General features: G+C 66.6%; 33 protein-coding genes. 18 read left to right on the top strand and 15 right to left on the bottom strand.

Features of this window, described 5'->3' with window-relative positions; genetic code table 11:
- Positions 1-14: 14 nt before the first annotated feature.
- Positions 15-410, top strand: a complete 396-nt coding sequence (locus tag D4766_RS07345) for a nuclear transport factor 2 family protein (RefSeq protein ID WP_120716868.1) — start codon at positions 15-17, stop codon at positions 408-410.
- 45 nt (positions 411-455) lie between these two features.
- On the opposite strand, the gene D4766_RS07350 is transcribed toward D4766_RS07345, so the two are convergent.
- The 4 genes from D4766_RS07350 to hemE all read right to left on the bottom strand — a co-directional run bounded on the left by D4766_RS07350 (position 456) and on the right by hemE (position 3,835).
- Complete coding sequence (locus D4766_RS07350; RefSeq protein WP_162935700.1) at positions 456-845, bottom strand: BLUF domain-containing protein; 390 nt, start codon at positions 843-845, stop codon at positions 456-458.
- A gap of 27 nt (positions 846-872) precedes the next feature.
- A complete protein-coding gene (gene rho / locus D4766_RS07355) occupies positions 873-2,138 on the bottom strand; it encodes a transcription termination factor Rho (RefSeq protein WP_120716870.1) in 1,266 nt (421 codons plus the stop codon).
- 184 nt (positions 2,139-2,322) lie between these two features.
- Entirely contained in the window at positions 2,323-2,778 is a 456-nt protein-coding gene (locus D4766_RS07360; protein WP_120716871.1) for a CopD family protein, read from the bottom strand.
- A 31-nt stretch (positions 2,779-2,809) separates the two neighbouring features.
- Positions 2,810-3,835: a uroporphyrinogen decarboxylase gene (gene hemE, locus D4766_RS07365; protein WP_120716872.1), complete on the bottom strand. Its 1,026-nt coding sequence runs from the start codon at positions 3,833-3,835 to the stop codon at positions 2,810-2,812.
- 298 nt (positions 3,836-4,133) lie between these two features.
- Between hemE and D4766_RS07370 the strand changes: the two genes are divergently transcribed.
- From D4766_RS07370 to D4766_RS07415, 10 genes are all read left to right on the top strand, one after another.
- A complete protein-coding gene (locus D4766_RS07370; protein ID WP_120716873.1) occupies positions 4,134-4,979 on the top strand; it encodes a pyruvate, water dikinase regulatory protein in 846 nt (281 codons plus the stop codon).
- Complete coding sequence (locus D4766_RS07375) at positions 4,976-5,557, top strand: Maf family protein (protein WP_120716874.1); 582 nt, start codon at positions 4,976-4,978, stop codon at positions 5,555-5,557. The genes D4766_RS07370 and D4766_RS07375 overlap by 4 nt, the downstream gene beginning before the upstream one ends.
- Positions 5,554-6,411, top strand: coding sequence for a shikimate dehydrogenase family protein (locus D4766_RS07380; protein ID WP_120716875.1), 858 nt, complete (start codon positions 5,554-5,556; stop codon positions 6,409-6,411). Before D4766_RS07375 ends, D4766_RS07380 begins: the two co-directional genes overlap by 4 nt.
- Positions 6,408-7,013, top strand: coding sequence for a dephospho-CoA kinase (coaE, locus tag D4766_RS07385; RefSeq protein WP_120716876.1), 606 nt, complete (start codon positions 6,408-6,410; stop codon positions 7,011-7,013). The genes D4766_RS07380 and coaE overlap by 4 nt, the downstream gene beginning before the upstream one ends.
- 67 nt (positions 7,014-7,080) lie before the next feature.
- Entirely contained in the window at positions 7,081-7,767 is a 687-nt protein-coding gene (gene dnaQ, locus D4766_RS07390; RefSeq protein WP_120716877.1) for a DNA polymerase III subunit epsilon, read from the top strand.
- 40 nt (positions 7,768-7,807) lie between these two features.
- A complete protein-coding gene (gene hpf, locus D4766_RS07395; protein ID WP_120716878.1) occupies positions 7,808-8,377 on the top strand; it encodes a ribosome hibernation-promoting factor, HPF/YfiA family in 570 nt (189 codons plus the stop codon).
- Between the two features lie 27 nt (positions 8,378-8,404).
- A complete protein-coding gene (locus D4766_RS07400; protein ID WP_407701489.1) occupies positions 8,405-8,869 on the top strand; it encodes a PTS sugar transporter subunit IIA in 465 nt (154 codons plus the stop codon).
- Positions 8,859-9,356, top strand: a complete 498-nt coding sequence (locus tag D4766_RS07405; protein ID WP_120716879.1) for a PaaI family thioesterase — start codon at positions 8,859-8,861, stop codon at positions 9,354-9,356. Before D4766_RS07400 ends, D4766_RS07405 begins: the two co-directional genes overlap by 11 nt.
- A 3-nt stretch (positions 9,357-9,359) precedes the next feature.
- Positions 9,360-9,695, top strand: coding sequence for a DUF1491 family protein (locus tag D4766_RS07410; RefSeq protein WP_120716880.1), 336 nt, complete (start codon positions 9,360-9,362; stop codon positions 9,693-9,695).
- Between the two features lie 201 nt (positions 9,696-9,896).
- A complete protein-coding gene (locus D4766_RS07415; RefSeq protein ID WP_120716881.1) occupies positions 9,897-10,568 on the top strand; it encodes a cell wall hydrolase in 672 nt (223 codons plus the stop codon).
- A gap of 37 nt (positions 10,569-10,605) precedes the next feature.
- Here D4766_RS07415 and xth read toward each other — a convergent pair whose 3' ends face one another.
- The 3 genes from xth to D4766_RS07430 are packed head-to-tail and all read right to left on the bottom strand — an operon-like array spanning position 10,606 to position 12,183.
- Complete coding sequence (gene xth, locus D4766_RS07420) at positions 10,606-11,379, bottom strand: exodeoxyribonuclease III (RefSeq protein WP_120716882.1); 774 nt, start codon at positions 11,377-11,379, stop codon at positions 10,606-10,608.
- 10 nt (positions 11,380-11,389) lie between these two features.
- Positions 11,390-11,719 (bottom strand): HesB/IscA family protein, encoded by a 330-nt coding sequence (locus tag D4766_RS07425; RefSeq protein ID WP_120716883.1) that lies wholly within the window; start codon positions 11,717-11,719, stop codon positions 11,390-11,392.
- 32 nt (positions 11,720-11,751) lie between these two features.
- Complete coding sequence (locus tag D4766_RS07430) at positions 11,752-12,183, bottom strand: CBS domain-containing protein (RefSeq protein WP_120716884.1); 432 nt, start codon at positions 12,181-12,183, stop codon at positions 11,752-11,754.
- 126 nt (positions 12,184-12,309) lie between these two features.
- On the opposite strand from D4766_RS07430, the gene D4766_RS07435 reads away from it, so the two are divergent.
- A complete protein-coding gene (locus tag D4766_RS07435; RefSeq protein WP_120716885.1) occupies positions 12,310-12,606 on the top strand; it encodes a hypothetical protein in 297 nt (98 codons plus the stop codon).
- A 25-nt stretch (positions 12,607-12,631) separates the two neighbouring features.
- On the opposite strand, the gene D4766_RS07440 is transcribed toward D4766_RS07435, so the two are convergent.
- From D4766_RS07440 to D4766_RS07460, 5 genes are all read right to left on the bottom strand, one after another.
- The gene (locus D4766_RS07440; RefSeq protein WP_120716886.1) at positions 12,632-13,003 is read right to left on the bottom strand and encodes a (2Fe-2S) ferredoxin domain-containing protein; all 372 of its coding nucleotides are present in this window, start codon (positions 13,001-13,003) and stop codon (positions 12,632-12,634) included.
- Complete coding sequence (locus D4766_RS07445) at positions 13,000-15,132, bottom strand: alpha/beta hydrolase family protein (protein ID WP_120716887.1); 2,133 nt, start codon at positions 15,130-15,132, stop codon at positions 13,000-13,002. The genes D4766_RS07440 and D4766_RS07445 overlap by 4 nt, the downstream gene beginning before the upstream one ends.
- A 71-nt stretch (positions 15,133-15,203) precedes the next feature.
- Complete coding sequence (locus D4766_RS07450; RefSeq protein WP_120716888.1) at positions 15,204-15,713, bottom strand: DUF2497 domain-containing protein; 510 nt, start codon at positions 15,711-15,713, stop codon at positions 15,204-15,206.
- Between the two features lie 19 nt (positions 15,714-15,732).
- Positions 15,733-17,223, bottom strand: coding sequence for a TolC family outer membrane protein (locus tag D4766_RS07455; protein WP_120716889.1), 1,491 nt, complete (start codon positions 17,221-17,223; stop codon positions 15,733-15,735).
- A gap of 2 nt (positions 17,224-17,225) precedes the next feature.
- The gene (locus D4766_RS07460; RefSeq protein WP_325049066.1) at positions 17,226-17,834 is read right to left on the bottom strand and encodes a protein-L-isoaspartate O-methyltransferase family protein; all 609 of its coding nucleotides are present in this window, start codon (positions 17,832-17,834) and stop codon (positions 17,226-17,228) included.
- 142 nt (positions 17,835-17,976) lie between these two features.
- On the opposite strand from D4766_RS07460, the gene D4766_RS07465 reads away from it, so the two are divergent.
- From D4766_RS07465 to D4766_RS07490, 6 genes are all read left to right on the top strand, one after another.
- Positions 17,977-19,509, top strand: coding sequence for a fumarate hydratase (locus tag D4766_RS07465; RefSeq protein WP_194955749.1), 1,533 nt, complete (start codon positions 17,977-17,979; stop codon positions 19,507-19,509).
- 107 nt (positions 19,510-19,616) lie between these two features.
- On the top strand, positions 19,617-20,846 hold the full coding sequence (locus D4766_RS07470; RefSeq protein WP_120718122.1) for a sensor histidine kinase: 1,230 nt from the start codon (positions 19,617-19,619) through the stop codon (positions 20,844-20,846).
- Positions 20,847-20,865: 19 nt separating this feature from the next.
- The gene (locus D4766_RS07475; protein ID WP_120716891.1) at positions 20,866-21,609 is read left to right on the top strand and encodes a LytR/AlgR family response regulator transcription factor; all 744 of its coding nucleotides are present in this window, start codon (positions 20,866-20,868) and stop codon (positions 21,607-21,609) included.
- A gap of 78 nt (positions 21,610-21,687) precedes the next feature.
- Complete coding sequence (locus tag D4766_RS07480; RefSeq protein WP_234024740.1) at positions 21,688-21,942, top strand: hypothetical protein; 255 nt, start codon at positions 21,688-21,690, stop codon at positions 21,940-21,942.
- Between the two features lie 34 nt (positions 21,943-21,976).
- Positions 21,977-22,828 carry a diacylglycerol kinase family protein gene (locus D4766_RS07485; protein WP_120716892.1) on the top strand — a complete coding sequence of 284 codons (852 nt, stop codon included), beginning with the start codon at positions 21,977-21,979 and terminating at the stop codon, positions 22,826-22,828.
- A complete protein-coding gene (locus tag D4766_RS07490; RefSeq protein ID WP_120716893.1) occupies positions 22,818-23,678 on the top strand; it encodes a metallophosphoesterase family protein in 861 nt (286 codons plus the stop codon). The genes D4766_RS07485 and D4766_RS07490 overlap by 11 nt, the downstream gene beginning before the upstream one ends.
- A 72-nt stretch (positions 23,679-23,750) precedes the next feature.
- Here the strand turns inward: D4766_RS07490 and rpsI are convergent, their stop codons facing one another.
- The 3 genes from rpsI to D4766_RS07505 form a co-directional block, all read right to left on the bottom strand.
- Positions 23,751-24,281, bottom strand: coding sequence for a 30S ribosomal protein S9 (gene rpsI / locus D4766_RS07495; RefSeq protein ID WP_120716894.1), 531 nt, complete (start codon positions 24,279-24,281; stop codon positions 23,751-23,753).
- Positions 24,281-24,760, bottom strand: coding sequence for a 50S ribosomal protein L13 (gene rplM, locus D4766_RS07500; RefSeq protein WP_120716895.1), 480 nt, complete (start codon positions 24,758-24,760; stop codon positions 24,281-24,283). Before rplM ends, rpsI begins: the two co-directional genes overlap by 1 nt.
- A gap of 133 nt (positions 24,761-24,893) precedes the next feature.
- Positions 24,894-25,943: a COX15/CtaA family protein gene (locus D4766_RS07505; RefSeq protein ID WP_120716896.1), complete on the bottom strand. Its 1,050-nt coding sequence runs from the start codon at positions 25,941-25,943 to the stop codon at positions 24,894-24,896.
- Positions 25,944-25,976 lie beyond the last annotated feature (33 nt).

Raw genomic sequence — 25,976 nt, forward strand, 5'->3', positions numbered from 1 at the left:
AGAGGAGGGAAGCCATGGCGCATAAGGGTCTCGAACTATGGCACCGGGTCATCGCCGGTGGCAACAAGCCGGGCGATCTGGCGGAAATCATCCGCGAAGACGCAGTGTTCCATTCGCCGGTCGTCCACACGCCGCAGAAAGGGCGCGACATCGTGGTCGCCTACCTCGCGGCGGCAGGAGTCGTTCTTAATACCGACAAGTTCGAGTATGTTCGCGAATTCGGCGAAGGCAATCATGCGCTGCTGGAATTCGTCACCGAACTCGACGGCATCCACGTCAATGGCGTCGACATCATCACCTTTGACGACGACGGCATGATCGCCGATTTCAAGGTGATGGTTCGCCCGCTGAAGGCGATCAACAAGGTCTGGGAAACGATGGGCGCGCAACTCGCTCAATCGAACGGCTAGCTACCCCCGGGCCACAAACATCCGATATGTCTTTTCGGCGAGACGTCAGCCCGACAGACACTCGTCGACCAGCGCCAGCACTTCGGCCCGCTCGGGGGTCGATCCCAGCACCTGTCTCAATTCCTCCATCGCCGGGGTCCCGCCGAAGGTGATGAGGTGCTTCATGTCCCAGCCCGCGAACCAGCGCTCTTCGCCCGACGCGTCGTACAGTATCTCGAGACCCGTGTGCCGCGTGTCGTGCGCCAGATCGTCGAGAAGCACCTCGACCGCAGCTGCTCGCCCTTCCACGAACTGTACGAACCGGTCGCCGTCCTGCATCAGGAACCCGGTGATCCCGCGGTCCGGATTGTTTCGCTGCGACACGGCAACGATGTCGAATACCTCGGCGGTTCCGACACCGTCTGTCGCCCGGCTGCGATAAAGCAGACGCCTCACGTCCATCCCCTCCAGATCGCGGCGAACTTATTGGTTCATCGTCGCGAAGAAGTCCTCGTTGGTCTTGGAGTCCTTCATCTTGTCGAGGAGGAACTCCATCGCGTCGATCGTGCCCATCTGCATGAGGATACGGCGCAGGACCCACATCTTCGACAGCTTGTCCTTCTCGACCAGCAGCTCTTCCTTGCGGGTGCCGCTCTTGCCTACGTCGAGCGCGGGGAAGATACGCTTGTCGGCGACCTTGCGGTCGAGCACGATTTCGCTGTTGCCGGTGCCCTTGAACTCTTCGAAGATGACCTCGTCCATCCGGCTGCCGGTGTCGATCAGCGCGGTGGCGATGATCGAAAGGCTGCCGCCTTCCTCGATATTGCGCGCGGCACCGAAGAAGCGCTTAGGCCGCTGCAGCGCGTTCGCGTCGACACCGCCCGTCAGCACCTTGCCAGAGCTCGGCACCACCGTGTTGTAGGCGCGGCCGAGGCGGGTGATGCTGTCCAGCAGGATCACCACGTGCTTCTTGTGCTCGACCAGGCGCTTGGCCTTCTCGATCACCATCTCGGCGACCTGGACGTGGCGCGTGGCGGGTTCGTCGAAGGTCGAGGAGATGACCTCGCCCTTTACGCTGCGCTGCATGTCCGTGACTTCCTCGGGCCGCTCGTCGACGAGCAGGACGATGAGGAACACCTCGGGGTGATTGTCGGTGATCGCCTTGGCGATGTTCTGGAGGAGCACCGTCTTACCCGTGCGCGGCGGCGCGACGATCAATGCGCGCTGGCCCTTGCCCTGCGGCGAAATGATGTCGATCACCCGGGCCGACTTGTCCTTCACCGTCGGGTCGAGGGTGTCGAGCGACAGCTTCTGCTCCGGATACAGCGGCGTCAGGTTGTCGAAGTTCGTCCGGTGGCGGACCTGGTCGGGATCCTCGAAATTGACGCTCTTGAGGCCGGTCAGCGCGAAATAGCGCTCGCCTTCCTTCGGCGCACGAATCTCACCTTCCACCGTATCGCCGGTGCGCAGGCCCCATTTACGGACCTGGTTGGGGCTGACGTAGATATCGTCGGGCCCGGCGAGGTAGTTCGCCTCGGGCGAGCGGAGGAAGCCGAACCCGTCCTGCAGCACCTCGATGGTGCCGACGCCCATGATCGATTCCTCGTATTCCTCGTCCTCGGCGAGTTCGCGCAGGATGCAGAACATGAGGTCCTGCCGGCGCATCGTGCTTGCGCCCTCGACGCCCAGATCCTCGGCCATGGCGACGAGTTCGGCCGGGGCTTTCTTCTTGAGTTCTCTCAGATGCATGTCTGTATTTCCGTCAGTGTATCAGGTGCGGCCGGCAGGTCGGATGGGCTTGGGGAAAGCGCGACCCGGTCTTGCGCTCGAAGCGAGACCGGTACAGCCGGTTGGTGGGTGCTGGATAAGCGCGCCGCCGGGCGCGGTCAATTCATGTCCGCATCGGCTCGTCGTATGGGCCCGGTAACCAGCCTCAGAGCGGGCGGACGATCACCAGCACGACGATGAGCGCCGCCACGAGGCCCGGAACCTCATTGAGCAACCGCAGCTTCTTGCCGGTGAGCGACCGTTCGCCGCGTGCCAGCTTCTTCGCGTAGGCCGACATATAGCCGTGGTAGCCCGACAGCAGCAGCACCAGGAACAGCTTGGCATGCAGCCAGGGCTCGGACCAGGCACCGGTCGTCGTGGCGAGCAGGATGCCCAGCACCCAGACGACAACGATCGACGGCAGCAGGATGATCTTCAGGAGCTTTCTCTCCCGGTCGATCCAGTCGGCGACCTCGGGCGAGTCCGGCCCGCCGCGGTCCAGCGCTTCCTGGTGATAGACGAGATAGCGCGGGAGCATGAACAGGCCCGCCATCCAGAAGATCACGAAGATGACGTGACCGGCCTTGAGCCATAGATAGGTCATCGCGAGGGCGTTTTCCATGGGCCGCATTTAGGGCGCGCGGTGGCGGTCGTCACCCCCTCCACGCGCGCACCGTGTCGCGAAGGGTGACGACATGGTCGATCGGCGTGTGCTGGCCGATGCCGTGGCCGAGGTTGAACACGTGCGGCCGGTCGGCGAACGCTTCGAGGATCGCATGCGTCCGCTCGACCAAACGGTCGCCGCCGGCCTCGAGCAGGAGAGGATCGAGATTGCCTTGCACCGGCATTCCGGCGGGCAGCTCGCGCGCGGCCCACAGCGGATCGATCGTCTCGTCAACTCCCACGGCGACCACGCCCGTTTCGCGGGCATAGGCGGCGAGCTTCGCACCCGCGCCCTTGGGAAAGCCGATCACCGGCACGCCCGGGCAGCGCGCCTGCACCGCGGCCGTGATCCGCGCATTGGGCGCGATGACCCAGCGCTCGAATTCGTCGGGCGCCAGGCTGCCCGACCAGCTGTCGAACAATTGCACCGCTTCCGCCCCCGCCTCGATCTGGCCGACGAGGTAGTCCACGGTCATATCGGCGATGGCATCGACGATCGCGCCGAATGCACCGGGATCCTTGTAGGCCATCACCCGAGCCGCGTGGTGATCCTTCGACCCCTCGCCGTTCACCATGTAGGTCGCCACGGTCCACGGACTGCCCGCAAAGCCCAGCAAGGTGGTCTGAGGGCCGATGAGAGCCTTCACCCGGTCCACGGTGGCATAAATCGGCTCGAGGCGCTCAGGCACCCGTTGCAGCGCACTGAGCGTGGTATCGGCAAGTCGGGGCGAGAGGTGTGGTCCTTCGCCGGCAAGGAACTGCAGGTCCTGGCCCATCGCGTAGGGCACGATCAGGATGTCGGAGAACAGGATCGCCCCGTCGAATCCGAACCGCCGGATCGGCTGGACGGTCACTTCGGCTGCCGCCTCGGTATCGTAGACGAGCGCCAGGAAACCGCCCTTTTCGGCGCGCAACTCGCGGTATTCGGGCAGGTATCGGCCTGCCTGCCGCATCAGCCACATCGGGACCTGGTCAGCCCGGTTTCCGCGCAAGGTATCGAGAAGAAGGCCGGCCATTCGCGGTTCTATTCCCAAACATATTAGATTCTAAGAATCTTAGATGGAGTCTGTTGGCCCTGTGGATTTCGGGGACAGCGGCGCCCTGCCCGATTTCTCCCGTTCTGAACAGGCCGGACGGCCGCGAGAATCATGGCGAGTCAGAGTCAACGCAACGTTTTCCCCGTTATCCCGCGCCTGCGGACAAGCCATCCGGCCTGTCCACAAACCGGGCGGCGGCGGACTCGTACTGGGGGCGGAATCGGCGCTTTCGGTTGTCCGCGGATTGCTCCCGTGGTTTATGCCCGCGCTTGTCCACATGACCCGCCTCCATCTCCACCTCCTGTCCGACTCCACCGGCGAAACGCTGGAGATGATTGCCAAGGCTGCACTCGCGCAGTTCGACGAGACCGACGTCCAGCGCCATTTCTGGCCGATGGTGCGCAGCCGCCAGCACCTCGACCGGATCGTGCCCGATCTGGCGGCCAATCCCGGCCTCGTCCTCTTCACTCTCGTCAACGACGAGACGCGCGCCCGGCTGGAAGAGCACTGCGTCATGCTCGGCCTGCCCGCGGTGCCCGTGCTCGATGCGGTGACCGAGGCGCTGGAAACCCACCTCGGCCAGGAAGCGCATGGGCGGCCTGGCCGCCAGCACGCGATGGACGACGCCTATTTCCGCCGTGTCGATGCCATCCACTACACCATCGCGCACGACGACGGTATCGCGCACGAGGACTGGGAAGAAGCCGACATCGTGCTTGCCGGGGTTTCGCGCAGTTCCAAGACCCCGACCAGCATCTACCTCGCCAATCGCGGGTACAAGGTCGCCAATATCCCGCTGGTGGTCGAAAGCCCGCCGCCGCCCGCGCTGTTCACGCTGCGCCGTCCGCTGGTGGTCGGCCTCACCACCGCGCCCGACCGTCTGATCCAGGTCCGGCGCAACCGGCTCCTTACGATCGCCGAAGGGCAGGAGACGAGCTACGTCGATGCCGAGCGCGTGGCCGAGGAGGTCCGCTTCGCCCGCCGCATGTTCGCCGACAACGACTGGCCGGTGATCGACGTGACCCGTCGCTCGATCGAGGAGACCGCCGCGGCGGTCATCCGCCTGCTGACCGAGCGCGACAGCCGCGACACCCCGCCGGTAATCGGGCCGAAGCCGATATGACTCTCGTGCTCGCTTCGAAGAGCGCATCGCGGCGCGCGATGCTAGAAGCCGCGGGGGTCGCCTTCGAAAGCCGGCCCGCGGATGTGGACGAACGCGGTCTCGAAGCCTCTCTCGCCGGTGCGCGTCCGGACCAGATCGCACTGGCCCTCGCCGAGGCAAAAGCGTTTGCGATCGACGCGCCGGGACTCCTCGTACTGGGTAGCGACTCGCTGGTCGTCGTGGGGGAGCGACGTTTCGACAAACCTGCGACCCGCGAAGAGGCGGCCGAATATCTGCGCGCGTTCTCCGGGCGGGCGATGCAACTGCATTCGGCCGCCGCGATTGCGCGGGACGGGGCTGTGGTCTGGCGTCACGGCGCGGTCGCCACGCTGCAGGTCCGCGTCCTGTCGGACGCATTCATCGCGGATTATCTCGACGCCGAATGGCCGGCGGTCTCCCACTGCGTCGGGGTCTTCCGCATCGAAGGGCGCGGCGTTCAGCTGTTCGAGCGGATCGACGGCGACCAGTTCACCGTACTGGGCATGCCGCTGCTGCCGGTGCTCGGCGCGTTGCGCGAACTCGGTGCGCTGCCCGCATGAGCCGGTCGTATGCCGAGGTGATCGGCGATCCCATCGCGCAGTCGAAATCGCCTGCGATCCACGGGTTCTGGCTGGAGAGGCTGGGTATCGACGCGGAATACCGCGCCTGCCACGTCACCGCGGAGGGACTAGCCGACTACCTTGCCGCGCGGCGCGAGGACTCCGACTGGCGCGGGTGCAACGTCACGATGCCGCACAAGCAGGCGATAATTCCGCTTCTGGGCCAACTCGATGATCTCTCGGCGGAAGTCGGGGCGGTGAATACCGTGGTGCGCGAGGCAACCGGTTCGCTCATCGGCACCAACACCGATGTCGGCGGTTTCGTTGAGCCGCTTCGCACGCATCTCAGGCCGCAGCACCTGTTTCGCATGGCGCGCGTGCTCGGTACGGGCGGGGCGGCTCGTGCGATCGTTGCCGGCTTGGCACGCGAAAATCTGGTCCTCGTGCTGGCCGGGCGGGACCCAGCGAAGGCCCGGAAGATACTCGACGAACTCGGCATGGGCGGCGAACACCACGCGGTCGATCTCGCGCATTTCGCCGATCCTACCGATTTCGCTTTCGACGACCGCGAAGGATGCCTCGACCTCGTCGTCAATGCCTCGCCGCTCGGCATGCACGGGCAGCCGCCGCTGGCCTTCGACTGGAGCCACGCCCCGCCAGGCGCGATCGCCTACGACATCGTGACCGATCCGGTGGAGACCGAATTCTTGCGCGATGCCCGCGCCGCCGGGCATCGCACGATCGACGGCCTCGTGATGCTCATCGGCCAGGCCGCACTCGCTTTCGAGAAATTCTTCGGCATGGCCGCGCCGCGCGAGCACGACGAGGAGCTGCGCCGGATCCTCATGCGATGAGCCGTCCCTTCATCCTCGGCCTCACCGGCTCGATCGGAATGGGCAAGTCGACCGTTGCGGCGATGTTCGAGGCTGCCGGCATCCCGGTGTTCGATGCCGACGCCGAAGTCCGGCGACTGCAGGGACCCGGCGGCACGCTCGTTCCCCCGATCGAGGCGGCCTTTCCCGGATCGACCGGTCCCGATGGCGTCCTGCGCGAAAAACTCGGCGCACTTGTTTTCGGGGACCGCGATGCGCTCGCCCGGCTGGAGGGGATCGTCCATCCCGCGGTCGGCGCGGCGCGGCAGGCGTTCCTGATCGAGCACGCCGGCGAGCCGCTCGTCGTGTTCGACATTCCCCTGCTCTATGAAAAGGGCGGTGCCGATGCGCTCGACGCGGTGGCGGTCGTCTCCGCCTCTGCCGAAGCCCAGCGGGCCCGCGTGCTCGCCCGTCCCGGCATGACCCCGGAAAAGTTCGCCCACATCCTTTCGCTCCAAGTTCCCGATGCCGAGAAGCGTGCCCGCGCGGACTACGTGATCGACACCGGCACCTCGATGGAGCGGACCGAGGCGGCGGTCGTCGCGCTCGTGGCCGGGCTGACCGGAACACGACACGCACGCTGAAGCGGCGGCAAAAGGCACCCGCCGCCCCTTGCCAGCCTCGCGCTTCGGTCCGATACAGGATTCATCCATGCGTGAAATCGTGTTCGACACCGAAACTACCGGCCTCGACCCCAAGACTGGGGACCGGATGGTCGAGATCGGCTGTATCGAGCTGGTCAACCGGGTGCCAACCGGTGCGACGTATCACGCCTATTTCAATCCCGACCGCGACATGCCCGCGGGCGCCGAGGCCGTCCACGGCCTGTCTGCGGCGTTCCTGTCCGACAAGCCGCGTTTCCGCGAGAAGTGCGACGAACTTCTCGCTTTCATCGCGGACTCCCCGCTGGTGGCGCACAACGCCGGGTTCGACTTCGGCTTCCTCAACGCCGAACTCGATCACTGCGGGCTGGAGGCGGTGTGCCTCACGCGCATGATCGACACCGTCGCGCTCGCCAAGCGGCGCCACCCGGGCGCCAAGCTGTCGCTCGACGCGCTCTGCACGCGGTACGGCATCGACCGTAGCCACCGGGTCAAGCACGGCGCGCTGCTCGACGCCGAACTGCTGGCGCAAGTCTATGTGGAGTTGACCGGCGGCCGCCAGATCGGTCTCGGGCTCGGTTCGACGGCGACCGAGAGCACAGTGGTCGAAATCACGACCGCCATCGTGCGCGATCGGCCCTTCCGCCCAGCCCGTCCGCATGCCGCCACGCCCGAAGAATTGGCGCGCCACGCGGCGTTCGTCGACACTATCAAGGGAGCTATCTGGGCTGCCTGACGTTTCAACCGGGGGTCGCAATACAGGAGTACAACCGACGATGGATATTCGCGTTTCGGGCCACCAGATCGAGACCGGCGCAGCTCTGCAGGATCATGCCGAGGAGCGCCTCACCGCAATCGTCGACAAGCATTTCAGCCGCGCTCTCTCCAGCAACGTGACGTTCGGCAAGGCTCCCGCGGGGGCGTTCAGCTGCGACATCGTGACGCACGTGACGCACGGACTGATCCTGAAGGCCCACGGTTCGGCGCAGGATGCGCACCAGGCGCTCGACCAAGCGGCGGCCAAGATCGAGAAGCAGTTGCGCCGCTACCGGCGGCGGCTGAAGGACCGGCACGAGCAGGCCCACCACGCCGCGCGCGAGGAAGAGGCCGCCTACACCATCTTCGCCGCCCCCGACGCCGATGCCGATGAAGTCGAGGATAGCGACGCGCCTCCGATCATCGCGGAGACAACCGCCGACGTGCCCGAGGCGTCCGTCGCCGATGCGGTCATGATGCTCGACCTGCGCGACACCAACGCGATGCTGTTCAAAAATGCGGGGACCGGCCGGCACAACATGGTCTATCGGCGGGGCGACGGTTCGATCGGCTGGGTCGAACCGCGCTGACACGCGCCTCGTTTCGGACAGCAAACGGTGACACCGGTTATCTTCAAGCTTCTTCCCGAGGCGGTGTGGGTCGATGCCCCGGTCGACAAGGCCGCGATCCTCACCGCCCTCGCGAGGCGATTCGCGAAGGTTTACGCGCTCGACGAGAGCGAGGTTCTCGACGGACTGATGGAGCGCGAGGCGCTGGGCAGTACCGGGTTCGGCCGCTCCATCGCCTTGCCCCATGCCCGGATCGAGGGATTGCGCCGTCCGGTCGCCGCGTTGCTGAAGCTCGAAGCGCCGGTTGATTTCGCGGCGGCCGACCGTTTGCCGGTCGATCTCGTCATCGGATTACTGTCGCCCGCCAACGCGGGGGCGGTGCATCTGCATGCGCTCGCCGCGCTGTCACGATTGGTGCGCGACGAACATATGCATCGCGCCCTGACCGAAGCGCCCGATACCGAAACGCTCTATGCCCTCCTGACCAACGCCTCCGACCGCGATGCTGCCTGAGTCGAGCGACACCGCATATGAAAACGGCGGCGCGGAAATCGGCTCCGGTGCAGCGCTGCATCACCGGGCGCTTGAGCGCCTCTACGCCGCGGCGCCGGTCAATGCATTGTTCCCGTCCCGCCTGGAAATCGTCGGCGAGGGGCGATCGCGGCTGCATTTTACGATAGAGCCGGCAGTTTTCCATGCAGCCGGCGCGGCGCACGGGACGATCTATTTCAAGATGCTCGACGATGCCGCGTTCTATGCCGCCAACACGCTGGTCACCGACCGTTTCCTGCTGACCACATCCTTCAACCTCCATTTCACCAAGCCAGTGCGTGCCGGAGAGATCGTGGCCGAGGGGCGCTGGATCAGCGGCCGAAAGCGAGTGTTTGTTGCCGAGTCCCGGCTTATTGATGCCGACGGCGACGAAGTCGGGCGCGGAACCGGAACGTTCATGCGGTCGCGCATCCCCCTGTCGGGGCTCGACGGTTATCGGCAGGCCTGAACGGTGGACGCGCGCATCCCCGCGCACCTCGAAGTGACCGCGATCCGGCGAATCGCGGAAGCCCAAGGCGGCTTCGCAACGGTTCTTGCGAAGGGTGACCCGGATGCCGGTGCGATCGGTGTTGTCATTATCGGTCGCGATGAACCTATGACGCTATTCGAACGCATACCTCAAGCGGACGGGAACCGAATCTTCGTACGTACTCTCTTGCAACAGACTGATAATACAAACCTTTTTTCAGACAGAATCGCAAAGCGCCGCGCGAACGACCCCGATTTATGGTTAATTGAGGCGGACGTCCCAGATAGGGAACGGTTCGTCGCAGCGTTGCCCGGCTGATTTGACTTCGCACCTGCAGCATCTATCTGCGCCGGACCTTCACGGACGCAGGCGGCCTTGGACGACATGGGGTCATCCGGTCAGCGCGCAGACGGGGGGCGGCCGGCAGGCTGAATAACTCGGACCCGCTATCAACGCGAACGAATGCGATTGGGTCCCGGCCTGCGACAGTGTCCGTCCACCGCCTAAACCAGTGGATCAATGCAGTTTCATCGCTCGACCATCGCGGCGCTTGCCGCGACCGTAATACTTACCCTGTTCACCGCCGACGGATCCGGCGCCAACGCTGAATCAAGCGAGATCTCCAAGGCGGCCGCTACCTCGGCCCCCATCGTCGAACTGACCGACGAAACAGTCCCCGCGACCGAGCCGGTCGACTTCGTTTCTCGGGAGGTCGCCCAGCCCCTCCCCGCCGAAACCGCAGCCGAGGACGCGGCGGCTGCGCCCACCGACGCATCGTCGCTCGCCGAACTCGTTGCCGACATGCCGGCAAGCGCCAGCCTTTCGCGCGAAATGGAGTGCCTCGCCGGGGCGATCTACTTCGAGTCGCGCGGCGAACCTCTCGCCGGCCAACTGGCCGTTGCGCAGGTCATCGTGAACCGCAGCGAATCCGGCCTGTTCCCGGGCGATTACTGCGGCGTCGTCTACCAGAAGTCGCAGTTTTCGTTCGTGCGCGGCGGCAAGATGCCGGGCATCAAGCGCGGCTCTGCAGCCTGGACCCGGGCCAAGGCGATCGCCCGCATCGCCCACGAGGGTCTGTGGGACAGCAAGGCCGGCGATGCCCTGTTCTTCCATGCTCGCTACGTGAAGCCGAGCTGGAGCCGCACGAAGATCGCCCGCGCGACGATCGACAGCCACATCTTCTACCGCTGACCGCCAAGGGGCGGCCGCCATCGCGCGGCCGCGCCGGTCAGTCCCGGATCTCGACCCAGACGGGGGTGTGGTCGCTGGCCTTCTCCCGGCCGCGATATTCCTTGTCGACCCCTGCTGCGACCAACCGGTCGGCCAGCTCGGGGCTCAGCAGCACATGGTCGATGCGAAACCCATGGTCGCGCGGCCAGGCGCCGGCCTGGTAATCCCAGAACGTCCACACTCCGCCGCGTGGGTTGAGCGTGTCGATCGCATCGGACCATCCGTCACCCAGAAGCCTGGCATAGGCGTCGCGGGACTGGGGTTGCATGAGCGCATCCGCCGCCATCGCCGCGGGCGACCACACATCCTTGTCCTCGGGTATGACGTTGAAGTCGCCGACCACGGCGACCGGCATCTCCAGCGCCCAGAGCTCGCGCATCCGGATATGTAAACGTTCCATCCACGCCAGCTTATACTCGAACTTGGGCCCCGGCACCGGGTTGCCGTTGGGGAGGTACAGGCAAACGATCCGCACCCCGTTCACGTCGGCTTCCAGGTAACGGGCGTGCTCGTCGTCGGGGTCGCCGGGCAGCGTGCGCTGCGCTTCGACGGGGTCCACCCCGTCGGCGAGTATCGCGACGCCGTTGAAACCCTTCTGCCCGTGCCAGATGGCCTTGTAGCCGATCTTCTCGAATTCCTCGTAGGGGAACCCCTCGTCCTGGCTCTTGATCTCCTGCAGACAGGCGACCGTCGGCCGGGTTTCCTCGAGCCATTCGATCAGGCGCGGCAGGCGGGCCTTGACCCCGTTGATGTTGAAGGTGGCGATACGCATCGCCGGGACCCTAGATGCCGAAGCTGGAACCGCAACCGCAACCGGCCGCTGCCTGAGGATTCTCCACCCGGAACGCCGCGCCGCCGAGCGACTCGACGAAATCGACCGTGCTGCCCGCGACGAGGTCGAAGCTGACGGGGTCGACCACCAGCTTCACGCCATCGGTCACGCTGACCGAATCGTCGCCTTCCGGCGCTTCGGCGAGGTCGAACTTGTACTGGAAGCCCGAACAGCCGCCGCCCTCGACCGATAGGCGCAGGATCGCCGGCTTCGCCTGGCGCGCGGCGATCGCCGCGACCCGCTTCGCCGCGTTGTCGGTCAGGGTGAGGGTTTCGGCCATGGTCGCAGATGTAGTGTGCCGGGCGGCGCGTCTCAAGCGGTGCGGATGTAGGTTCTCATCGCCTCGGCCTCCTGCGCCAGGCTATCGACCTGCGACTTCACGAGATCGCCGATCGACACGAAACCACACATGGCCCCGCCCTGCACCACCGGCAGGTGGCGGATGCGCCGCCGGGTCATGAGTTCGAGCGCATCCTCGATCGACGTCGCCGGATCGACGGTGATCGCGGGCGAGGTCATCACTTCGCCGACCGTTTTGGCGAGGCTCCCTTCCCCCTCCGCCTCAAGGCAGTAGATGACGTCGCGTTCGGAAAAGATGCCCGCGATCTCGCCGCCCCGCATCACCGGCAGGGCCCCGATTCGCTTGCGCGCCAGCATGGCCAGCGCCTCCCGCATCGGGGTGTCGATTTCGCAGATGACGATCTTGCTGCTGGCGCGGCGGGCGATCAGGTGGGCGATATCCATCGGCGGCTCTCCCTCTTCTCTCGTCAATGTCGGCGCGAAGGATGCCACAAATCGGGGAGGAAAGCGATTCGCGCGCTGCGAGCCGCGCTCTTGCCAGCCGCCCGCCCACGGCCCACAAGCCCTCTCGTGAGCAGCCCCTCGCCCCTCGACGACCCGCGGACAGCGGAATTCGCATTCGCGCGGTTCAAGCGGATCATGCGCATCATGGGTGCGATCACGGCGGTCGTGGTGGCGGCGATCCTGCTGTATCTCTGGATTGCGCTGCCCGAGGTTTCGATCCACTTCTACATCGCGGTGGCGCTGGGGGTCGGCTTCTCGATGATGCTGACGAGCGCGCTGATGGGGCTCGTTTTCCTGTCGAACGGTACCGGCCACGACGATTCGGTCACCGACCCGCTGGAAGACACCTGGCGCGACCGCTAGCGCCGATACGGTCTGCGCCGCGGGCCTAATCCGGGGCGGCTTCGCGCAGCCGCAGGTCCTCGACCGGCTCGCCCCCGATCAGGTGCTCCTGGATGATCCGCTCCAGCGCAGCTTCGTCGCACGAATGATACCAGACGTTCTCGGGCCAGACGACGGCGATCGGGCCGGCCTCGCACACCTGGAGGCAATTGGCCTTGGTCCGCTGCACCGTCTTGCCGGCAAGCCCCAGTTCCTTCAGTCGCTTCTTCAGGAACTTCCATGCGCGCGTCCCCTCCTCGCGCGAGCAGCATTTCTGCTTGTCGGATATCGCGCACAGGAAAATCTGCCGTTCAATCCGTTCGCCGCCGATCTTGCGCAGCGCCCCGCGCGCCTTGGCGACGTCCCGGCTCGAACTCACCGGGCCGGCTTCAGATAGCGGGCCAGCCAGTCGAACACGGTTGCGTGCCACTGCAGCGAATTCTTGCCCTTCAGCACCCAGTGGTTCTCGTCCGGGAAGACGAGAAGCTGCGCCGGGATCTCGCGCATCTGGAGCGCGGTGAACGCTGCGATCCCCTGCGTATAGGGAATGCGGAAGTCCTTCTCGCCGGTGATGACGAGCATCGGCGTCTTCCACTTGTCGACGTGGTTCACCGGGTTCCACTTCTCGTACGCGGCGGGATCCTCGTAGTAGGTTTTGCCGCCATGCTCCCAGACGTCGAACCAAAGCTCCTCGGTCTCGTAGGCCATGGCGCGGGCATCGAACACGCCGTCGTGCTGGACGAGGCACTTGAACCGGTCGGGCCACATGCCCTCGATCCAGTTCATCATGTACCCTCCATAGCTCGCGCCCATGGCGCAGGCGTTGTCGCCGTCGATCTGTTTGTCGAGCGCGATCGCGGCGGCCAGCCCCTTCTGCAGGTCCTCGAGCGGTTTGCCGCCCCAGTCCTGGTTGATGCTGTCGGTGAAGGCCTGTCCGTAGCCGGTCGAGCCGTGGAAATCGACCGAGACCACCGCGTAGCCCTGGCTCGCCACCACGCGCGGGTTCCAGCGGGTCGACCACGCGTCGTTGAACGATCCCTGCGGTCCGCCGTGGACGTAGAGGATCGCCGGCATCGGACCCTTCTGTCCGTCGAGCTTGGTGATCTGCCCCCACACGGTGTCGCCGTTCGCACCTTTGAAGCTGAAGCGCCGGGTGACGATCGGCGCGCGCGCGCCCAGCGTGCTGGTCGCGACATCGGTCAGCGGTATGCCCTGGCCCCAGTCGCGGGTCAGGTAGAGTTCGTTGGGCGCGCCGATCGAGGCACGTGTGTAGACGAGCCCCCCGCCCGCCAGCGGAACGACATCGCCGATGTGCGCCTCGTTGCCGGCCATCAGGTCGAGCTTGTCCACCTTGCCGGTCGCCGGATCGATACGGAACGCCGGCGTGTCGAGCACATCGCCTGCGGTCGCCACGATCCATTTCGAATCGGGTGTCCAAGCGAGCGAGCCGACCGACCGGTCCCAGTCCGTGGTCAGCGCACGGGTCGTGCCGGCGGCCAGGTCCTTCAGCATGACCGTCAGCTTGTCGGCCTCGTAGCCGGGCCGCTCCATCGCCGCATAGGCGAGCCATTTGCCATCGGGCGAGGGCGCCGGCAACGTGTCGGTCGCCTCGTTGTCCTTGGTGAGGTTGATCGGCGCGCGGCCGGACAGGTCGTTGAACCACAGGTCGATGTTGGTCGAGCGCGGCTCGGTGGCATCGGACTTGCGCGCGGCGAAGAACACGCCGCGGCTGTCGGCCGACCATGCAATTTCCTCCCCGCCACCGAAGGGTTTGGTCGGGGTATCGCCCACCAGGGCATCGTCGCCGGCCGGCCCGTCGAGCGGGACGCCCGCGCCGGTGGCCTTGCCGCCCGTAAGGGGGAAGGCGAAGGCTCGGCCGTATTCGCCCGGCGTTTCCCACGAATCCCAGTGGCGCACGAAGCCGACGCTGGCGTCGTAGAGCCTGCCGGTGCCGGGGCCGGGAAGGTGGGTGGCCTTGTCGTCGCAGCCGAACGTGGTGCACGTGCGCGCGATATCCCCGAAGACCACGATCTTCGTGGCATCCGGCGACAGCGCGAACCCGCTGACCGGCGCAGCCAGCGCGGTCACCTGCGCGATGTCCGACACCGCGCCGGTGGCGGCGACGCGCGCGCGCCATACCTGGTCGGTGCCGCCCGTCCCGCGGTCGGACAGGAAATAGAGCCAGCCGTCGTCGCCGAACGCCGCGCTGCCGGCGCTTCCACCCATGTCGAGCCGGACGGGCGCGGCTTTCGCATCGGCCAGGCTCCGCACGAACAGCGCCGTCTTTCGGGCGTAGGTCGCGGGGTCGGTCTCGGTCACCGGATAGACGGCCATCGCGCCGTCGGGGCTTACGACCGCGCCGCCGAGCCGGGGCAGGGTGACGAGATCCTGCGCGCTCATCGGCGCTCGGGCATCGGGGGCCGGCTTCTTCGCCTTCTGCGCGAAAGACGGGGTGGACAGCGCGCACAGCGCGGCGGCGAGGGCAAGCGACCCGGTTGTGATCTTCATGGGCGCAGGGTTAGCCGCTGCGCGCGCTCGATGGAAGTGATGGCGATGCGGGCGCTGGCCCCTAGCGCTTCCTAGCCGCGCTTTCCCGCGATCCGGGCGATTTCGTCACGCACCATGCGCTCGACCATGCCGGGCAGGTTCGCATCGAGCCACTGCGACAGCATCGGGCGCAAAAGGTCGCGGGTCAGCCCTTCGAGCGAGGTCTCGCCCGAGCGGACGATCTGCGGCGGCGCGCCCGGTTCGGCCAGCATCGCAAGCGCCGCGAGGTTTTCGCGCATCGAATTGCGCGCCGCGGCCGTTACCAGCGGCTCGTCGTCCTCATCCTCGTCGATGCCGTCCGCCTCGCTCTCGCGGTACGAATCCGGCGCTTCCTCCACGAAATCCGCCGCGGCAAGGTCGAGCACTTCTTCCGCTTCGTCGGCGTCGGCCGGTTCGGGTGCGGTTTCGGCGAAGCTCTCGGCAACGCCCTCGGTCTCGCGGCGGCGGCGGGTGTCCAGCGCGGATGCGCGGGTGTCGCGCGCGATCACCTTCTTGATCGATTCGAGGATCTCCTCGACCGATGCTTCACCGTCCTGGCGCATGCTCGAAAGACCCCCGTCTTCAGTAACCGCCCGCTTCGGCAGGCGAATCATAGTTAACCGGAATGTCCGCCGTGGGCGCAGGGATGTCAACGGTCCGCGTCGACTGGGCGACAGGGTCGGGCTCCTTCGACCAGTCCCACCACTTGTTCTTCACACGGTCGTAATTGATCTGCGGATCGTAGAGCGGGCCGTCGTCGCCAAGCCCGAGATCGCGCGCCTCGGCCCGGCCCATCGCGGCCAGCAGGCTGAAGCCCGCGACATAGGCGTTGCGCCGTGCGGTGATGAGCTGCGCCCGCGCATTCACCAGTTCCTGTTCGGCATTGAGGATATCGAGGATCGTGCGGTTGCCGACGGTATTCTCCGCCCGCACGCCTTCGAGACTCAGCGTCGCCGCATCGACCGCGGTCTGGTTGCTAGCAATGATCTGGGTCGCCGCCTGCCAGCTCGCCCAGGCCGAGCGGACCTGCGCGATCACGTCGCGTTCCGCGGCGATCTGCTGCTCGAGCGCGGCGGCCGAGCGAGCCTGCGCCTGCCGCTCCTGCGCCGCCGGACGGCCGCCCTGGAACAGCGGGACCTGCAGCTGCACGCCGACCTGCGCCGCCGTGCTGGTCTGCGGAGTCGCGACGCCGGGCTGCACGATAGACCCGCCGAGCGAGCCGAGGTAGTTGTTGTAGGTCGACCCGGTGACGACCGAAACCTGCGGCAGGCGGCCCGCGCCGGCCACGTCGATGTCGTAGCCTGCCGCGAGCGCCCGTTCGCGTGCGGCGATGATGTCGGGATTGTCCTGCAGCGCCGCGGCGACCGCGTCGCTCACGCTCGCGGGGAGACCGGGCAGCGGCGGCGGGGGCTGGAGATCGTCGGGCGCCATGCCGGTCAGCTGGATATAGGTTTCGCGCGCGCTGATGAGGTTCGAGCGCGCGGTCTCGAGGTTGCCCTGTGCCAGCGCCAGTCGGCTCTGCGACTGGGCGACATCGGTGCGGGTAAGATCGCCGATCTCGAACCGGTCGCTGGTGGCCTGCGAATTGACCTGCAGCACCTGGACCTGGCTGGCGTTGAGCCCGACCAGGGCCTCGCCCCGGATCACGTCCATGTACGCCGCCACGACCTGGGTGAAGATCGCCGATTCGGTGCCGCGCAAATCGGCCTGCCCCGCTTCGACCCGCGTCACCGCGGCACGTATCTGGTTCTTCACCGCGCCGCCCGAATAGACCGGGACGGACAGGTTGAGCTGGCCGTTGACCGCGCGATCGGGCGCGAAAATGGACGTCGAGCCCTGCTTGAGGAACTCGACGTACTGGACGTTGGCATTGGCGTTGGGCCTGCCGCTCGCCTTGGCGATCGGAACCGTCTCGTCGGTTGCGCGCTGCTGGGCGCGTGCGGCCTGCAACGTGGGGTTTGTGCGATAGGCGCCGTTCAGCGCTTCGCGCAGCGTGTCGGCCCACGCAGGCGTGCCGGCCAGCGCGAGCAGCGTGCCGCCGAGCAGCAAAGATGCGCGGGCTGCCGGCGTCATCGTCAGAAGCTCCAGCCCTTCGGCTTGTCGAAGGCGGCCAGCCTCGGCATTCCGATCTCCGCCAGCGGCAGCAGCGCAATCCCGCCGGCGGCCTTACGGCCGATGGCGAGACGGGTGACCCCGGCCTTCACAAGCCCGGTGACCACGCGCGCATCGTCGACCAGCCGCGCGGCAAGGCCATCGGGCACGTGTTCGACCGCGCCGTCGATCAACAGTAGGGTGAAGTCTTCGCCGCTCTCGCCGGACCCGGTCGCCTCGGCAGCGGACACCGCGACCACCGACCCGGCAACCCCGTCGAGCAGGGCCGGCAGGTATCCGCTGCCGCCGTCGACCACCAGCACACGGTCCGCCGGCGTCGGCCGCGCTTCGGCCAGCATGCGCGCGTGGACGAGCGGCGCCGCGAGCATCGCCCCGCCTTCCAGCGGAACGGCACGGTCGATATAGGCGACGGCGCGCGCCGCCTCGGGCACGAAATCCTCGCGCGGGACCGCGGCCATGCGCGCAAGGACCCACGGCTCGTTCACGCCGCTCGTGCGCAGCTGGCTGTCGATCATCGCGCGGCGCGCTGCGGTGAAATCGGTGGTTGTCTGGGTTGCCACGGTCGTACTCACGGTATCTGTATTAATCGTATAACACAGCAGGTCAACGGCCTCGTCTTTGGCTCAAAGCCGCGGGTCCGCCAAGCGCTTTGACGGCATGGCACGGCGAACCTATCGCGACTGTGGCGAATCTGCCGGAAGGGAATGGGTTTCGATGAGCGACTTGAAATTGGTGACCATCCGCGAGGACGACCTGATCGAGAGCGTGGCCGATGCGCTCCAGTTCATCAGCTACTACCATCCGATGGACTACATCCGCGCGCTGGGCGACGCCTACGAGGCGGAACAGGGCCCCGCGGCGAAGGATGCGATCGCGCAGATCCTGACCAACAGCCGGATGTGCGCCGAAGGGCACCGGCCGATCTGCCAGGACACCGGCATCGTCAACGTGTTCGTGAAGTGGGGCCAGAACTGCCGCCTCGATTCGCCGCGCAGCCTGCAGGAGGTGGTCGACGAAGGTGTGCGCCGTGCCTACGCCCATCCCGAGAACAAGCTGCGCGCCTCGGTCCTCGCCGACCCCGCCTTCACCCGCCGCAACACGCGCGACAACACGCCGTCGGTGCTTTCGGTGGAGATGGTGCCCGGCAATACCGTCTCGATCGACGTCGCCGCGAAGGGCGGCGGCAGCGAGGCGAAGTCGAAGTTCAAAATGATGAATCCCAGCGACAACATTGTCGACTGGGTCCTTGAGATGATTCCCCAGATGGGTGCGGGCTGGTGCCCGCCGGGCATGCTCGGCATCGGCATCGGCGGGACGGCCGAACATTGCATGAAGCTTGCCAAGCAATCGCTGATGGACCCGATCGACATGGCACAGCTGAAGCAACGCGGAGCGCAGAGTGATCTTGAACAGCTCAGGATCGATATCTTCGATGCAGTCAACGCCACCGGTGTCGGGGCGCAGGGGCTCGGCGGCCTTGCCACCGTACTCGACGTCAAGATTCTCGACGCGCCATGTCATGCCGCCAACAAGCCCATCGCGATGATCCCCAACTGCGCCGCAACCCGCCACGCGCACTTCACGCTGGACGGATCGGGGCCAACCTTTCTCGAGAAGCCCGACCTGTCGCAGTGGCCCGACGTGCACTGGAAGCCCGACGCCGCGGCGATACGCGTCGATCTCGACGCCCTGACGCCGGAGATCGTCGCGGGCTGGAAGGCCGGAGACCGCCTGCTGCTGTCGGGCGCGATGCTGACCGGGCGCGACGCGGCGCACAAGCGCATCGCCGACATGCTGGCGAAGGGCGAGGAGCTGCCCGTCGACTTCCGCGGACGCGCCATCTACTACGTCGGTCCGGTCGACCCCGTGGTCGGCGAAGTCGTCGGCCCGGCAGGCCCGACCACCGCCACGCGGATGGACAAGTTCACCGACACGATGCTCGACCTCGGATTGCTGGCGATGATCGGCAAGGCCGAACGCGGGCAGGGCGCGGTCGACGTCATCGCGAAGCACAAGGTCGCCTACCTGATGGCGGTCGGCGGCGCGGCGTACCTGGTGGCGCGCGCGATCCGCGAAGCAAAGGTCGTCGCGTTCGAGGATCTCGGGATGGAGGCGATCTACGAGTTTCGGGTGGAGGACATGCCGGTAACCGTAGCGGTCGATGCGACCGGGGCGAACGTCCACAAACTCGCCCCGGCCCGGTGGAAGGCGAAGATCGCCGAGGAGAACCTGCTTCCCACCGTTTGATGAGGGCCGACCGACCGATGCCGGGCGAACGGGACCTCGACGAAGGGCATACCCTGTCCGACGCGGGCGCTGGCGCGAAAGGCGGGGGTGGGGCAGGAAAGGCGGCCATGAGCGACGCCGTTTCCGATACCGCCGACCACGTGCGTTTTCGCGTCGTGCTGGCGTCGATCGCGGGCACGTGGGCCTGCTATTTCGTCCTCACCACCATCCGCGCGGCGATCGGGCTCGAGCTTCAGGGCGAGCTCCTGTGGCGGCGCGGGCTCGTCTGCCTGATCGGTGCCGGCATCACGCTCGCGATGTGGCTTCTGCTGCGCCCGGTCGAGCGGCGGGGTCTCGGCGTCCAGATCGCCGTCGCCCTCGTCGTGGCGATGCCCGCCTCGCTAGCGATTGCGCAAGTCAACCAGATCGTGTTCGCATCGATCCAGGAACAGGTCGAAAGCAAGATCGCCGAACAACGCGGCTTCTCGATCCGCCGCGATCAAGCCGGCAACGTCATCATCGAGGCGCCGGCCATTCCCGGCGCGGATGCCGATGGTCCGCTCGGCCCTGACGGGGCGACGGCGGGGCGCGTCGTCCTGCCCGCGGAGGACGAGGGCGCGAACGCGTGGGTCCCGCTGCTGGAACTCGCGATCGGACGGTATTTTCTGCTGCTGGCATGGGCGGCGCTGTACCTCGCGCTCGTGGCCATCGGGCGGGCGCGCGAGGCCGAGCGGCGCGGCGAGCGCTTCCGCAGCGCGGCCCGCGCGGCAGAGCTCCGCTCGCTGCGTTATCAGGTCAATCCGCATTTCCTGTTCAATGCGCTCAACTCGCTCTCCGCACTGGTCATGACGAACAAGGGCGAACGTGCGGAGGAGATGATCCAGGGCCTGTCGAACTTCTACCGGCACAGCCTCGCCGAGGATCCGACCGGCGACGTCGAGCTGGCCGACGAGTTCGCGCTGCAACGCGACTATCTCGCGATCGAGGCCGTCCGTTTCCCCGAACGGCTGCGCGTGTCGGTCGATCTGCCTCCGACCCTCGAGCAGGTGCGCATCCCCGGCATGATCCTGCAGCCGCTGGTCGAGAACTCGGTGAAATATGCCGTCGCCGCCGTGTCGCGGCCCGTGACGATCGCGATTGCCGCGCGCGAGGAGTACGGCCGCCTGGTCCTCTCCGTGTCGGACGACGGTCCGGGTGTTCCCGAACCCCATGTCCACGGTTTCGGCATCGGGCTCGCCAACGTGCGCGACCGGATCGAAGCGCGGTTCGGCGGCGATGCGACCATCCAGTCGGGGCCCGTCCCCGGCGGCTACCGCACCGAACTGCGCCTGCCGGTCGAACCGCGACCCGACAGATAGCCTGCCCCGCGAGACGCCCATGACCGACACTGCCCCCTTGCGCACCCTCATCGTCGATGACGAACCGCTCGCCGTCGAGCGAATGCAGGTCGTGGGCGCCAAGTTGCCCGGCATCGAGGTGGTGGGGTCCGCCGGTGACGGGCAGGCGGCGCTGACGGCGATAGAGGCACTCAAACCCGATCTCGTGCTGCTCGACATGACGATGCCAGAACTGGACGGCCTGGGGGTCGCCCGCGTGCTTGCCCGACAGGACTGGAAGCCGATGATCGTGTTCGTGACCGCGCACGAACATTTCGCGGTCGAGGCGTTCGATCTCGATGCGGTGGACTACGTCCTGAAACCCGCGACGCCCACGCGACTGTCCCGCGCGATCGAACGGGCCCGCAACCGCGCCGGGTCGCCTGCGCGGGTTTCGTCCGAATGGCTCGACGAACTGTGGGTGCCCCACCGGTCCGAACTGGTCCGGATCGATGTTTCGCAAGTGCGGAGGATCGACGCGGAGCGCGACTACGTGCGTCTGCACGTGGGCGAAGGGGAGGGCACGCGCAGCTATCTGCTCCTGCAGACCATCGCCGGCCTCGAATCGCGCCTCGACCCTGTGCAGTTCATCCGCATCCACCGCTCCACCATCCTGCGACGCGATGCGATCGAGGCGCTGCGGCACGACGGGCTGGGCGTCTGGTCGGCGGAACTGGCGGACGGCGAGGCACTTCGGATCGGGCGCACGTATCTCGCACAGGTCAAGGCGATGGCCGGACGCTGACCATAATCGCCGCATGGCTCTCGGCTTGCGGCGACCCGAAGGGGTTCCCACATCGGGGCTATGCCACTGGCAATCCTCGTGATCTTTCTTCTCGGTATCGGCAACTTTGCGATGCACCGCGCCGTTCTGGAGAGCGGCCATCCCCTGCTGGGGCAGGTCCCCTGGTTCGTCCATCTGCTCGGCGGCCGGGTCACTTTCGTGACGGAATTCTTCCTCTTGCTCTCCGCGCTCCTGCTCGCGGCGACCGGATGGCCGTGGCTGATGTGGGTCTATCTCGGCTATTCGTCGCTCAACGGCATCGGCGCGTGGCTCGTCCTCAGCGGACGTGTCTAGGGAACCGTCGGCCCGCGCCGGCGCTATCCAAGGCATGGAAATCGAGGGCGACACTTGGCTGGTCTACAACGGGTCCAGCGGCAGCCACGACGACGAGGTGTTGGAGCGGCTCGTCGCGGCCATGACCGATGCTGGAATTGCTCCTGCCAAGGTGGTCGATTGCAAGGACGGCACCCCTGACTCCGTGGAGGCAAACGCTTCAGGACTGGGGCTGATTGCGGTGCATGGCGGCGACGGAACGCTCAACCGGACGATCACCGATCTGGAAGGATTCGCTGGCAAGGTTCTCACGTTGCCCGGCGGCACCTTCAACCTCCTGTCCCGCGAGATTTTCGGCGAGCGCGATCCGCTCGACATCGTCGAGTTGTTCGGCAAGGGCCTGCTGGATGTCCGTCGCCGGACCTGCATCCGGGGAGACGGCATCGTTGCGCTGGCGGAACTGCTCATCGGTCCGGGCGCGAAATGGGCCGACGTGCGGGAAGAATTGCGCGATGCGAACATCGGCGAAATGATCTTCAAAGGCTGGGATGCCGCCGCGGAAAGCACGGTCGGGCCGATGGTCGGCCTTTCGCAGCCGGCGACAGGCCGGGAAGACGGCTATGCCGGCATCCGTCTGTGCCCCCACGACGACGGAATCTCGATCCAGGGGTACGCCACCGAAGGGCTCGGCGAATATCTCCAGCAAGGCATGGCGATCCTCAGTCGCGACTTCCGCGAAGGTCCGCACGACGATCTGGGGCGGGCAAAGGAGGTGTCGTGCCGCTCGCTCGAGGGTCGGCCGCTGCCACTGATGGTCGACGGGGAGCGGAGCGAGGCGAGCAGTACGCTGGGCTTTTCGCTCGACACTTTCGACGTCGATCTGCTTGGGATGGCGGATGACCGATAGTACGCTGCTGTTCCACCTGTCCGATATCCACTTCGGCCTCGAACACAACCGCGCACTCGATTGGGTCGCCGGCGAGATTGCCTCGCGCAAACCCGCTGCGGTTCTCATCACCGGCGACTTGACGATGCGCGCCCGCCAGCGCGAATTCGATGCCGCGCGCGACTGGATCCTGTCGCTGCCCGCCCCGGTGACGGTGGAAGTCGGCAATCACGACCTGCCATATTTCAATCCGATCGAACGGTTCTTCGACCCCTACAAGCGCTTCCGCGGCATGGAATCGGTGGTGGAAAAGGAACTCGACCTGCCCGGCATCGCGGTCGTCCCGCTAAAAACCGCGGCGCGCATGCAGCCGCGGCTCGACTGGTCGAAGGGCTGGGTCAGCGATGCTGCCCTTGCGAAATGCCTGTCCGCGATCGACGCCTTGCCGGCGGGCAAGAAAGTGCTCGTCACCGCGCATCACCCGCTGGTCGAAGTTGGGACCAAGGGTACGGCACTGACCCATGGCGGGACCAGGGCTCTGGCCGAGCTGGCGAAGCGCAACGTTGCCGCGGTTTTGACCGGCCACGTCCACGATCCGTTCGATCTGCGACAGGATACCGCGAACGGTCCGGTCCGGATGATCGGGGCGGGTACGCTGTCGCAGCGAATCAGGTCCACGCCGCAAAGCTTCAACGAACTGCGGTTCGAACCAGACGGGTCGCTGCATGCCGAAGCACGCAACCTGCAGGACGTGCCGACCGAAGCGATGAAGATCGACGACGTGCCGGAGGACGCGATGCCGCCCCGCCAGCCAGGCGAACCGGTCGCGCCGGTGAATGCGGTGCCGCGGGTCGATCCGCCGGTTCACTGAAGCAAACGGAAAAGGGCGACCCCTTCCGAGGCCGCCCTTCCATTCCGCCGTCGCGGAAACTGGCGTGCCGGATCAGCGCTTGCTGAACTGGAAGCTGCGGCGAGCCTTGGCGCGGCCGTACTTCTTGCGCTCGACCACGCGGCTGTCGCGGGTGAGGAAGCCGGCGGCCTTGACTGTGCCGCGCAGCGCGGGCTCGTACTTCGACAGGGCCTGACTGATGCCGTGCTTGACTGCACCGGCCTGGCCCGAAAGGCCGCCGCCCTTGACGGTGGCGACGACGTCGTACTGGCCCTGGCGATCGGTGATCGTGAACGGCTGGTCGATGACGAGGCGCAGCGTCGGACGCGCGAAGTAGACTTCCTGATCGCGGCCGTTGACGGTGATCTTGCCGGTGCCGGGCTTCAGCCAGACGCGCGCGGTGGCGTCCTTGCGGCGGCCGGTGGCGTAGGCGCGGCCCTGCTTGTCGAGCTCCTGCTCGCGCAGGGGGGTGTTGCTGACCTGGACCGGGGTGTCGGTCCCTTCGGCGCCGTCGGCCGCGGGGGCGTTGCCGGCGATGTCCTTGAGGTCCGCGAGGTCGGACACGGTGTTCGTTTCGTCAGCCATCATGCGGTGACCTTGTTCTTGCGGTTCATCGAAGCGACGTCGAGCGTCTCGGGCTGGGTGCCGCCGTGCGGGTGCTCGGTCCCGGCGTAGAGGTGCAGCGCCTTCATCTGCTGGCGGCCAAGGGGGCCGCGCGGGATCATGCGCTCGACCGCCTTCTCCAGCACGCGCTCGGGGAAGCGACCCTCGAGGATTTTCGCGGGCGTCGTTTCCTTGATGCCGCCGGCGTAACCGGTGTGCTTGTAATACTTCTTGTCCGACAGCTTCTTGCCGGTGAACACCACCTTGTTGGCGTTGATCACGACGACGTGATCGCCGCAATCGACGTGCGGGGTGTAGCTGGGCTTGTGCTTGCCGCGCAGGATGTTGGCGACGATCGCGGCGAGCCGGCCGACGACGAGGCCGTCGGCATCGATCAGGTGCCACTTCTTTTCGACCTCGGCCGGCTTAATCGACCGTGTGCTCTTGTGGAGCGCCTTCATGGTGGGGATACCTTGTTCACGAAATACATACACAGCACGGGCTGTGGGGAAGCGGCCCTTTGGCGGGCGAAGCCCTACAAGTCAAGCAAATGCGCGGGATTCGGGAGAGGTAAAATAATACCGCGCAGCCAGCCTATCCCCGCCGCCCGAGCACGTGGATGCCCCATGCGGTCGCCGCCACAAGCAACGCGCCGACGAGTTGGTGGAGCACCGCCAGCCACAGCGCCACTCCGCTCCAGACCGTGGCGATGCCGAGGAAGATCTGCGTGCCGAACGCCGCGTGGACCGCCACCGATGCCCGCCGCTCCGACGCGCGTATCCGGCGTGCAAGCACGATGAGAATCGCCACCAGCACCCACGCCCACCACCGGTGCAGGAAGTGGACGAGAAACGGGTCCGAGGTCATGGCCCGCGGCGCGCCCGCGGCCCAGTCGACGCCTTCGGGAAACAGCGAGCCCTGCATCAGCGGCCAGGCATCCCAATTGAACCATCCGCCCCCGGCGACGACACCGGCGCGCATGCCCGCGACCCAGGCGCCCAGCAGCAGTTGCACCGCCAGCACGCCGAGCACCGCCGCGCCGAAGCCCGTCACCCGCGCGGGCCGCGCGGCCGGGTCCTTCGCCAGCGCCAGCAGATCGAGCGCGGTCCACACGAGGCCGCCCAGCGTGAGCAGCGCGGTGAGGAGGTGCGCCGCGAGGCGGAAATGGCTGACCTTCACGTCGGTCGCGATGCCCGACTGCACCATCCACCAGCCGATCGCCCCCTGCAGCCCCACCAGTCCGACGAGCGCGAGCAGACGCGGCTTGTAGCCTGCCGGGATGCGCCCGCGAATCCAGAAGACCGCCGTCACCGCGACCAACGCGAGGCCGATCACGCGCCCGAGCAGGCGGTGAATCCATTCCCAGAAGTAGATGAACTTGTAGGTCTCGAGCGTCATGCCCGCCGGACCGTTGATCTCCTGGTACTGCGGCGTCGCGCGGTAGGCGGCGTATTCGGCCTGCCAGGCCGCGTCCGTCAGCGGGGGTATCGTCCCCGTTACCGGTTTCCATTCGGTGATCGAAACCCCGCTTTCGGTGAGGCGGGTGATCCCCCCCACGGCGACGATGCATACCACCAGCAGCGCCACCACCAGGATCCAGCGCGCCAGAGCGCGCGCGTTCGCCGAAATGTCCGACCGTTCCATCGGAGGCGCAAATGCGCCGACCGGAGCCGAATC

It is taken from the genome of Tsuneonella amylolytica, assembly GCF_003626915.1.
In the GTDB taxonomy this organism is placed as follows: Bacteria; Pseudomonadota; Alphaproteobacteria; order Sphingomonadales; family Sphingomonadaceae; genus Tsuneonella; species Tsuneonella amylolytica.

What these genes read in the sequence shown, in the direction of transcription:
- D4766_RS07475 (WP_120716891.1), top strand. Translation starts at nt 20,866, where the DNA reads ATGACCGACACTGCCCCCTTGCGCACCCTCATCGTCGATGACGAACCG.
- D4766_RS07345 (WP_120716868.1), top strand. Translation starts at nt 15, where the DNA reads ATGGCGCATAAGGGTCTCGAACTATGGCACCGGGTCATCGCCGGTGGC.
- hemE (WP_120716872.1), bottom strand. Translation starts at nt 3,835, where the DNA reads ATGGCCGGCCTTCTTCTCGATACCTTGCGCGGAAACCGGGCTGACCAG.
- rho (WP_120716870.1), bottom strand. Translation starts at nt 2,138, where the DNA reads ATGCATCTGAGAGAACTCAAGAAGAAAGCCCCGGCCGAACTCGTCGCC.
- D4766_RS07445 (WP_120716887.1), bottom strand. Translation starts at nt 15,132, where the DNA reads ATGAAGATCACAACCGGGTCGCTTGCCCTCGCCGCCGCGCTGTGCGCG.
- rplM (WP_120716895.1), bottom strand. Translation starts at nt 24,760, where the DNA reads ATGAAGGCGCTCCACAAGAGCACACGGTCGATTAAGCCGGCCGAGGTC.
- D4766_RS07405 (WP_120716879.1), top strand. Translation starts at nt 8,859, where the DNA reads ATGCTGCCTGAGTCGAGCGACACCGCATATGAAAACGGCGGCGCGGAA.
- dnaQ (WP_120716877.1), top strand. Translation starts at nt 7,081, where the DNA reads ATGCGTGAAATCGTGTTCGACACCGAAACTACCGGCCTCGACCCCAAG.
- D4766_RS07425 (WP_120716883.1), bottom strand. Translation starts at nt 11,719, where the DNA reads ATGGCCGAAACCCTCACCCTGACCGACAACGCGGCGAAGCGGGTCGCG.
- D4766_RS07360 (WP_120716871.1), bottom strand. Translation starts at nt 2,778, where the DNA reads ATGGAAAACGCCCTCGCGATGACCTATCTATGGCTCAAGGCCGGTCAC.
- coaE (WP_120716876.1), top strand. Translation starts at nt 6,408, where the DNA reads ATGAGCCGTCCCTTCATCCTCGGCCTCACCGGCTCGATCGGAATGGGC.
- D4766_RS07455 (WP_120716889.1), bottom strand. Translation starts at nt 17,223, where the DNA reads ATGACGCCGGCAGCCCGCGCATCTTTGCTGCTCGGCGGCACGCTGCTC.
- D4766_RS07490 (WP_120716893.1), top strand. Translation starts at nt 22,818, where the DNA reads ATGACCGATAGTACGCTGCTGTTCCACCTGTCCGATATCCACTTCGGC.
- xth (WP_120716882.1), bottom strand. Translation starts at nt 11,379, where the DNA reads ATGCGTATCGCCACCTTCAACATCAACGGGGTCAAGGCCCGCCTGCCG.
- D4766_RS07430 (WP_120716884.1), bottom strand. Translation starts at nt 12,183, where the DNA reads ATGGATATCGCCCACCTGATCGCCCGCCGCGCCAGCAGCAAGATCGTC.
- hpf (WP_120716878.1), top strand. Translation starts at nt 7,808, where the DNA reads ATGGATATTCGCGTTTCGGGCCACCAGATCGAGACCGGCGCAGCTCTG.
- D4766_RS07470 (WP_120718122.1), top strand. Translation starts at nt 19,617, where the DNA reads ATGAGCGACGCCGTTTCCGATACCGCCGACCACGTGCGTTTTCGCGTC.
- D4766_RS07485 (WP_120716892.1), top strand. Translation starts at nt 21,977, where the DNA reads ATGGAAATCGAGGGCGACACTTGGCTGGTCTACAACGGGTCCAGCGGC.
- D4766_RS07465 (WP_194955749.1), top strand. Translation starts at nt 17,977, where the DNA reads ATGAGCGACTTGAAATTGGTGACCATCCGCGAGGACGACCTGATCGAG.
- D4766_RS07505 (WP_120716896.1), bottom strand. Translation starts at nt 25,943, where the DNA reads ATGGAACGGTCGGACATTTCGGCGAACGCGCGCGCTCTGGCGCGCTGG.
- D4766_RS07380 (WP_120716875.1), top strand. Translation starts at nt 5,554, where the DNA reads ATGAGCCGGTCGTATGCCGAGGTGATCGGCGATCCCATCGCGCAGTCG.
- D4766_RS07375 (WP_120716874.1), top strand. Translation starts at nt 4,976, where the DNA reads ATGACTCTCGTGCTCGCTTCGAAGAGCGCATCGCGGCGCGCGATGCTA.
- rpsI (WP_120716894.1), bottom strand. Translation starts at nt 24,281, where the DNA reads ATGGCTGACGAAACGAACACCGTGTCCGACCTCGCGGACCTCAAGGAC.
- D4766_RS07415 (WP_120716881.1), top strand. Translation starts at nt 9,897, where the DNA reads ATGCAGTTTCATCGCTCGACCATCGCGGCGCTTGCCGCGACCGTAATA.
- D4766_RS07450 (WP_120716888.1), bottom strand. Translation starts at nt 15,713, where the DNA reads ATGCGCCAGGACGGTGAAGCATCGGTCGAGGAGATCCTCGAATCGATC.
- D4766_RS07370 (WP_120716873.1), top strand. Translation starts at nt 4,134, where the DNA reads ATGACCCGCCTCCATCTCCACCTCCTGTCCGACTCCACCGGCGAAACG.